Genomic DNA, 7,810 nt, shown 5'->3' with positions numbered 1-7,810 from the left:
AAGGGCAACCGCCACTACGGGTGGGCGGGCATGACGTGCTGCACCTGGCCGTTGCGATCCTCGGCCACCCCGGAGGACGACCGCCACCGGTGGCGCCACGTCAGGAGGCCGTCCGTGGTCCTGTTGCGATCCTCGGCCACCCCAGAGGGCGACCGCCACCTCACGCGGCACCGTCACCGCACCGCCCCACGTCAGGTTGCGATCCTCGGCCGCCCGGAGGGCGACCGCCACAGCAGGTCCGGGCGGTCGATGTACGCCCGCATGTCGGTGTTGCGATCCTCGGCCGCCCCGAAGGACGACCGCCACTCCCGGGACAAGTGCTGGGCGAAACTGGCGGCGGTGTTGCGATCCTCGGCCGCCCATAAGGGCAACCGCCACGTCTCCGTCCTTCACCGCCTTGCGGTAGGCAACGAGGTTGCGATCCTCGGCCACCCCGGAAGGCGACCGCCACTGCGGGTGGACGTCGTCGGCGCCCACGGGCAACGGGTTGCGATCCTCGGCCACCCCGAAGGACGACCACCACCCGGGGGTGCGCCGCGTAGGCGCGGGACAGGTGCGGGTTGCGATCCTCGGCCGCCCCGCAGGACGACCGCCACCCGGCGACGGCCACATGGTCGTCATCATGGAACAGACGTTGCAATCCTCGGCCACCCCGAAGGACGACCGCCACCATGGCCTGGTCGACCAACGGCATGCCGACCGCGACGTTGCGATCCTCGGCCACCCCAAAGGGCGACCGCCACCATGGCCCACCGGGAGGGCACGCAGACCCCGCTGTGGTTGCGATCCTCGGCCACCCCGAAGGACGACCGCCACCGGTGGATGCGGTACGGCGCGCGGGCCTCGACGCCGTTGCGATCCTCGGCCGCCCCGGAAGGCGACCGCCACGTCCACTCGCCGTGCGACTGCTGGCCCGCAGTTTTGTTGCGATCCTCGGCCACCCAGAAGGACGACCGCCACTTCCTGGCCGGGCCGGAGGCGGACGCCTGGCAGGTGTTGCGATCCTCGGCCACCCCAAAGGGCGACCGCCACACCCGTCCCGCTGACCACGCCCGGGGGCACCTCGTGTTGCGATCCTCGGCCACCCCGGAGAGCGACCGCCACCTGGCCCACCTCGTCCACCCCTACGAAGACGACCCGTTGCGATCCTCGCCCGCCCAGGAGGGCGAGCGCCACTGGTCAGGATGAGGCCGGCTGTGGGTGTTGCGATCCTCGCCCACCCAGGAGGGCAACCGCCACGACAGCGCCGGGAATCCCGGAGGCACAGAACAGGTAGTTGCGATCCTCGGCCGCCCCGAAGGGCGACCGCCACGCCATGCCGGCCTCTCCGTCCGCTGGCCCTTCAAGGGGTTGCGATCCTCGCCCGCCCAGGAGGGCGACCGCCACGCGGCAACCGCCGCCGGAAACAGGGTGTCCGGGTCGTTGCGATCCTCGGCCGCCCCGCAGGGCGACCGCCACACCCCCCCCCGCTTCGGGTGGCCCCCCAGCCCAGACGTTGCGATTCCTAGGCCGCCCCGGAGGGCGACCGCCACGACCCCGATCGAGGAGATCCGCAGGCCGGAGCCGGTGTTGCGATCCTCGGCCGCCCCGGAGGGCGACCGCCACAGCTCGGTGGGCATCGGAAGCGCCTCCTTCAATGCGTTGGGATCCTCGGCCGCTCCGGAGGGCGACCGCCACTCCGGAGGACACCATCGTCGTCCGAGTCGTGGATGTGTCGCGATCCTCGGCCGCCCCGGAGGGCGACCGCCACCGCTCGGCGCGCTGCCGGTCGGCATGGGCCTGCCCAAGTTGCGATCCTCGGCCGCCCCGGGGGGCGACCGCCACCGGCGAACTGCTCGCGGAGTTCGGCGCCGTTGCGGAGGTTGCGATCCTCGGCCGCCCCGGGGGGGCGACCGCCACACCTGTGGCATTCGGGCTTGCCGCGGCGTGGTCGCCGGGGCGAGGAGGCCCTTGCGGGTGTTGCGATCCTCGGCCGCCCCGGAGGGCGACCGCCACATCTCGTGCGGGGTGAGGCCGAAGACCTCGTCGGGGTTGCGATCCTCGGCCGCCCCGGAAGGCGACCGCCACCAGCCGCACCGCGGCCATCAAGGCTAAGAACCAGGCGTTGCGATCCTCGGCCACCCCGGAGGGCGACCGCCACCCCGCATCCCGCTGTTGTACGTCTCGTCGAGGGCGTCGTTGCGATCCTCGGTCGCCCCGGAGGGCGACCGCCACACTGACCGAGCAGCGAGAACTTGGGTTCTGATTCAGGATTCTGGGACGTTGCGAGGTCGCGGATGCATCAGGACCGGACATTCTTGCTTCGGTGCGGTCCGCGTGTCGCGTGCACACTTCGGGTTCCGAACCATGACCGCCGCAGTCGGACCAACGGCAGTACGGTCCCGGGCATCGGGGGTCTGATCGATATGGAGGAGTCAAGCAGCGAAGTGACGCCCCTGTGGGCACACAGCCGGAACCTACCAGGCCAGCACCACATCCTGGAGGAGCACCTGCCCGGATCGGCCGCCCTGGCACGAGAGTTCAACGCCTCCGGATCGGCAGCCGCCCATCCCGGGTGGTGGTCGGACGGACCCGGCCGGCCTATGTCTCCAGCAAGTCAGCGAGTCCCAGATAGTCGGCCGTCGGGTGCCGGGACCGGTGACCATGAGAAGTCCATGCAGGTCGCATCATGTGGCACTGCGAAGTCCCCCGCCGTCCGCCGAATGTAACGCCCCGGGACCAGCCTGCTTTATCGGAACTCACCGAGCGCAGGCAGTAGGGGCGGCGCCGCGGCTCTGCGCCCTGATGGGTTCCCGCCTGGGAACCCATGCCGAAAATCGTAGTGGGTTCCCGTACAGGAACCCAGGAACGGCTCGACTGATGCGTGCTTTGGGTGTGGTGCCGCGCTGTTGGGGCGGCACCACACCCACCCGGTGCCTACTCGTCGTCCTCGTCGTCCTCTGACTCGGCAGTCCACCAGAGGTCGATCCGGTAGGACTCCAGTACTTCTCGGTGGGCGGCAAAGACCGCGTCCGAGTCGAGTCGTCCCTCCGGGGTGTCGAGCTGGGCCCCATCTTGATCCCCTCTCAGCCCCGCCGGCGTCCCCTCGGGCGGATAAGCTCTGCTCGGGCGATCCCCTCCCATGACGAGTCGTCAGTGGCTCGCCTGTGGCCCGTCTTTGGCGAATCGTGCCGAAGGCACCGCCCGGCCGTGTCGGCTGGGCAAGAGGGGAGGGCGCATGACCGAGTTCGAGTCCGACCGGCCCGCACGCGAGCCGGAGCCGGAGAAGGAGCGAGGCTCGGAGCAGGCCGACGGCCTGGCTCCGGGCGGAGAACCGGATCCGCAGGAGGAGAGTTCGGGAAAGCGCCGCGGTGAGCGCGTTCGCCTGCTCCACATGGCACTGCGATGGGGGTGGCGGGCGATCGAGCTCTGGCAGCTGCTGAGGGACCTCGGGTTCCTGAAGTAACTGCCACGCACGATGGCCCAACCGGGGACCGGTCGGGCCATCGCCAGTGCGACTGCGGTTAGCATCACCCTGCAGGAAAGAGTTGGGCCTGTCCCGGTAGTCCTGGTGCTAGAGACACCAGGCGGGGTGGGCCCTTCTCTGTGCCAGATACACACGGCCCAGGCCGTGTGTCAACGGGCAGCACGACCATACCGTGTTGATGCAAAAAACTTGCCGCGAGGGGACCCCTCACTTCAAGTTTTTAGCACTGTTTGCCAGCCTCCATCATCGAGCCTTCCATGCCCTGGCCTGCACGGATTCGGCCTCCGGACATTGCGCGCCGCGACGCGCGGACAGCAGCTCGCACACGACTGGTTCCGGGAGCCCAACCGCGCATCATCCGGCCCGGGTTGGCCATCGACGCCACCGGCAACAGGTCGTGACGTGCAGGTCAATACGCCGGGCGGTCGTGCCTGCCCCACAGGGGACGCGCGGCCAAGGAGCAGCTCGTCGCACATATCTGCGAGGTCACTCCCGCGGGTGACGCTGGGCAAAGCCCTCGCCGACACGCCGCCTGGCGGATTACGTAATCCGTCGACCTGGACCCGGTGTACGGCACCGAGCCCAACGCCCGACACGGCTCCAGATACCCCCGCTCTCAGCAACGGTTAGCCCAGATCAGTGACTCCTCCTGAGGGGCGCACAGTGTGGTCCTGACGTGGCGGCAGCTGACGCAGCGTGGCTGAAACAGAGGGCGGCCCGTTCGTCGTGGTTCCACACGATGCTCTGTCGTACTGGTCGGCAACGGAGGGCGGCTACGACCGGGCCTGCGAAGTGGTGGAACTGGTCGGTGTCCTCGCGCTCCCTGGTGACGCCGAGGCGCTCGTCCTCGGAGATGAACCACTCTCCACCGCCTACCTTTCCGAGCACCGAGTCCTCGTCCACTGATGCTACGCAGAAAGTTCGGAAGGCGTCGCTGGCATCGTCCTGTCCGGACATCCCACCGCCGAGTGGGAAGGAGGACCTGTGCTGAAACCCACGAGCGAGCTCGTCATGTTCGACTCCGCCTACTTCGGCACCGCGACGGTCGACCTTCGCTCTCTCGCAGCAGTCAGCGCCCGTCGGTTGCCCGGTCTGGCGCTATCTGGCGGTGCGTCAGAATGGCCTGACGCCCGGCGGCGTTGCCGAGCAGATCACCGGAGGTACGGCTTCATGACCCGCTACAGCACCGACCCCGCACGGCGCGAGCTGATCGCCGCATGGGGAACCGGCGAGGGCGACCTCGCAACCCGTGTCGCTGCGGTCCCGGCCGGCACGGACACCGCCACGCTCATGCGGCTGGCCCGCACCCTCACCCACCTGTCCGAGGCCGCGTGGCGTACCTATACCCACCCGGCCAGCGCCGCCGCGTCCACGGATCCCAACTCCGAGGGCTGGCGCCGTGAGGAGGAACGCAAGTCCTTCGACGAGGTCCCCGGCGCCATCACCCAGCCCAATCTCCCCCAGGACGGCATGCTCGACGTCGAGTACAGCCCTCTGGTCGAGTCCGCGCACCGCGCTGGCCGAGCCCTGCACGCCATCGCCAACGCGGACCTCACCGCCGCCGTCCTCGCCGAGACCGCCATCGAACTCGCCGCTGTGGAGAACGCCGAACTCGGTGACCTCGCCGGCCGCGCCCGCCAGGCCGTCCTCCTCAGCCGCGAAGGCGCCTCCCCCGTCCAGGTCGCCGCCGCCGACCGCCTCCTCGAACAGGACCCCTTCGGCCTCGCCTCACTGTTCACCGACATCGACCCCACCGCCGCCGCCGTCGCCGCAGCCCACTGGCTCGCAGCCGCAGCCGAGGTCACCGCCGAAGCCGCCGGCCACTCCCCCACCGCCGTGCTCCTCGAAGCCGACAACATCGAAGCCCTCCCCCACGAAACCCCCACCCTCGTCCTCGAACTCCTCGAAGCCGGCGCCTCCCCCTACGACGCCGTCACCGGCCTCGTCCGCCACGCCCTCCACATCGCCGACGGCCTCCTGCCCGACCCCGCCGGCCTGCGCGAACAACTCGACAACATCGACGACGACCTCGCCGAGCACACCGGCCCCGGCACCGACCCCGAGGACACCGGCCTGCGCCTGACCCCGCTCGACCCTAAACGCCCCGCCCCCGACCTCCTCGAAGACCTCCTCGCCGGCATCCACGGCTGCTGGCTCCTCCACGAGGAGTACGACGAACTCGACGACGAGGACGGCTTCGGCGACGACGGCCAGGACGATGAGCACACCGGACAGGCCGGCATCGACCGCAGGCGGTTCGCCCACCTCGTCCGCGAAGCCGCAGCCGCCCACCACGACCGGCTCATCTGACCACCCGTCGGCACCCACCCCGTCCGCCGACGACCGCCCGCCTCACCAAGCCACCTTGCACACCCTCTCGATAGTCACTCTTGGTGACATTCTGGGCTCGGGCCTCCCCTCTGTCTGGCGGCTCCGGGTGCCAGCGCTCGATCTGTGGACACCCGAACTCACATCAGGGACAGTCGGCATTCGCACTCACACCCAGGTCGATACTACTCAGAGTAATCATCCTGACTCACATGTCTGACACTCAATCAGATCCGGGAATTCCGCCACCTCGGAAAGCCGCCGAATTTCCACCACCCACCGAAGCAGGCCGATCGGCCTCACGAGCGGGAATAGGCACTCCCAATTCAATCCGATTTCCGGAGGAATTCGATAAGCTCAGAGCACCCCAGAAAGCGCTCGCAGCCCCCGCCGAGCCGAACTACCCGCCGGCGCCACACCCTGACCGCTCCGCATCCCAAGGCACCCGTCCAGTCGCCGTCAGTGACGACCTGCGCGGATGGCGGGGCGTCGGGCGTGGTCCACAAGGCCGCGAGCCGCTTGAGGGAGCCTCGGGCGACTTGAGCGCAGGTCAAGGGATCGCACCAGGTCAGCGTCATCGAGAGCCTCTGGTGGTCGCACCGTGGTCCCGCCGTCCACCGCGAATCCGCGCACACGGGACGAGAATGGAAGGACCCGTAAAACCGCCACTCCCCGTGAAGTGATCACCATGCGCTCCTCCGCCAGGCGGGGTCGCGTCTACCGCCGCTGCGGCTGCCGCGACCAGCACCGCAAACAGCTCGGCGCCCGCTGCCCTCACCTCGCCACCGATCCCCACCACGGCACCTGGACCTTCGCCGTCGACAGCCACACCGCCATCGACGGCAAACGCCACACCGTCCGCCGCGGCGGCTACCTCAAGAAGAAATCCGCCAAGAAAGCCCTCCACCGCTACCTCGACGGCGAGCGCACCGACATCGCCCGCGACCCCGACCAGAGCGTCGCCGACTACCTCGACGAGTGGTTCCACGCCAAACAGACCGAACTGAAGCCCACCACCGCCTCCCACTACCGCAGGTACGTGTACGACGACCTCATCCCCGCCTTCCGGACCATCCTCCTCGACGACTTCCGGCGGCCCCACATCCGTGCCTTCGCCGACGACCAGCTCGGCCACGGCCGCGGCCGGGTCACCGTCCACCGCATGCTGTGCACGCTCTCCAGCGCCCTCGGCGACGCCGTCCGGGCCGGCCGCCTACGCCGCAACGTCGGCCGCCCCCTGGTCATCCGCCGACCCCGCCGCGCCGACCGAGTCGAGTGGACCGTCGACCACGCGGCCGCGTTCCTGCGCTACGCCCACGGCGCCGACCCCCTGATCGCCGACCTCGCCGAACTCCTCATCGGCTCCGGCATCCGCAAAGGCGAGGCCCTCGCCCTCCACGAAGACGACGCCTACCTCGACAAACGCTTCATGTACATCCGCTGGACTCTCTCGGCCATCGACAACAACGAGCTCGTCTTCACCGAACCCAAGACCCGCTCCAGCCGCAACTGGGTCGCGCTGTCGGACCGCGCCACCGCGGCGATCGCCCACCGCCTCGCCCCCGACACCTTCCGCGGCCCCAACCCCACCCCCGGGCACGGCCTGGTCTTCCACCGCCACGGCCGCCCGCTCCACCCCTCCTACGTCCTACGCCGCTTCCACCGCCTCTGCCGCGAAGCCGGCGTCCCCGTCATCGGCGTCCACGACCTGCGCCACCTGGCCTGCGCCCTGGCCGTGGACGAGCACGTGCCGCTGCCGATCGTCTCCAAGACGCTGCGGCACTCCACCTTCTCGACCACAGTCGACGTCTACCACTACCTGACCATCCAGGCCGTCCGCGAAGCCGTCGACGCCATCAACCACGCCCTCGACAACGCCGACCACACCGCCCTGTACGGCCACCGCGCCACCCGGATCCCCCGCCACCTGGCCTGCGCCCTGGCCGTGGACGAGCACGTGCCGCTGCCGATCGTCTCCAAGACGCTGCGGCACTCCACCTTCTCGACCACAGTCGA

Annotated in this window: 5 protein-coding genes; all 5 read left to right on the top strand. The window is 69.7% G+C overall.

The genetic code is table 11. The features are described from left to right. Positions 1 to 744: 744 nt before the first annotated feature. A complete protein-coding gene (locus tag ACFVTF_RS21815) occupies positions 745 to 1,188 on the top strand; it encodes a hypothetical protein (protein WP_387815673.1) in 444 nt (147 codons plus the stop codon). 2,029 nt (positions 1,189 to 3,217) lie between these two features. Next, positions 3,218 to 3,445, top strand: a complete 228-nt coding sequence (locus ACFVTF_RS21810; RefSeq protein ID WP_387815671.1) for a hypothetical protein — start codon at positions 3,218 to 3,220, stop codon at positions 3,443 to 3,445. Between the two features lie 717 nt (positions 3,446 to 4,162). Beyond that, positions 4,163 to 4,372 carry an Imm21 family immunity protein gene (locus ACFVTF_RS21805; RefSeq protein WP_387815669.1) on the top strand — a complete coding sequence of 70 codons (210 nt, stop codon included), beginning with the start codon at positions 4,163 to 4,165 and terminating at the stop codon, positions 4,370 to 4,372. A 264-nt stretch (positions 4,373 to 4,636) separates the two neighbouring features. Beyond that, positions 4,637 to 5,776, top strand: coding sequence for a hypothetical protein (locus ACFVTF_RS21800; protein WP_387815667.1), 1,140 nt, complete (start codon positions 4,637 to 4,639; stop codon positions 5,774 to 5,776). Positions 5,777 to 6,482: 706 nt separating this feature from the next. Continuing rightward, positions 6,483 to 7,810, top strand: a 1,328-nt coding sequence (gene xerC, locus ACFVTF_RS21795; protein ID WP_387815665.1) for a tyrosine recombinase XerC, incomplete at its 3' end; no start/stop codon positions are given.

This window comes from Kitasatospora sp. NPDC057940, assembly GCF_042887425.1.
Taxonomy (GTDB): domain Bacteria; phylum Actinomycetota; class Actinomycetes; order Streptomycetales; family Streptomycetaceae; genus Kitasatospora.
Note: the sequence above shows the minus strand (reverse complement) of the source record. Positions and strands in the feature narration are given on the sequence as shown.

Bases quoted from the DNA above. Each gene is read 5' to 3' on its own strand.
- ACFVTF_RS21815 (WP_387815673.1), top strand. From the start codon at position 745: ATGGCCCACCGGGAGGGCACGCAGACCCCGCTGTGGTTGCGATCCTCG.
- ACFVTF_RS21810 (WP_387815671.1), top strand. From the start codon at position 3,218: ATGACCGAGTTCGAGTCCGACCGGCCCGCACGCGAGCCGGAGCCGGAG.
- ACFVTF_RS21800 (WP_387815667.1), top strand. From the start codon at position 4,637: ATGACCCGCTACAGCACCGACCCCGCACGGCGCGAGCTGATCGCCGCA.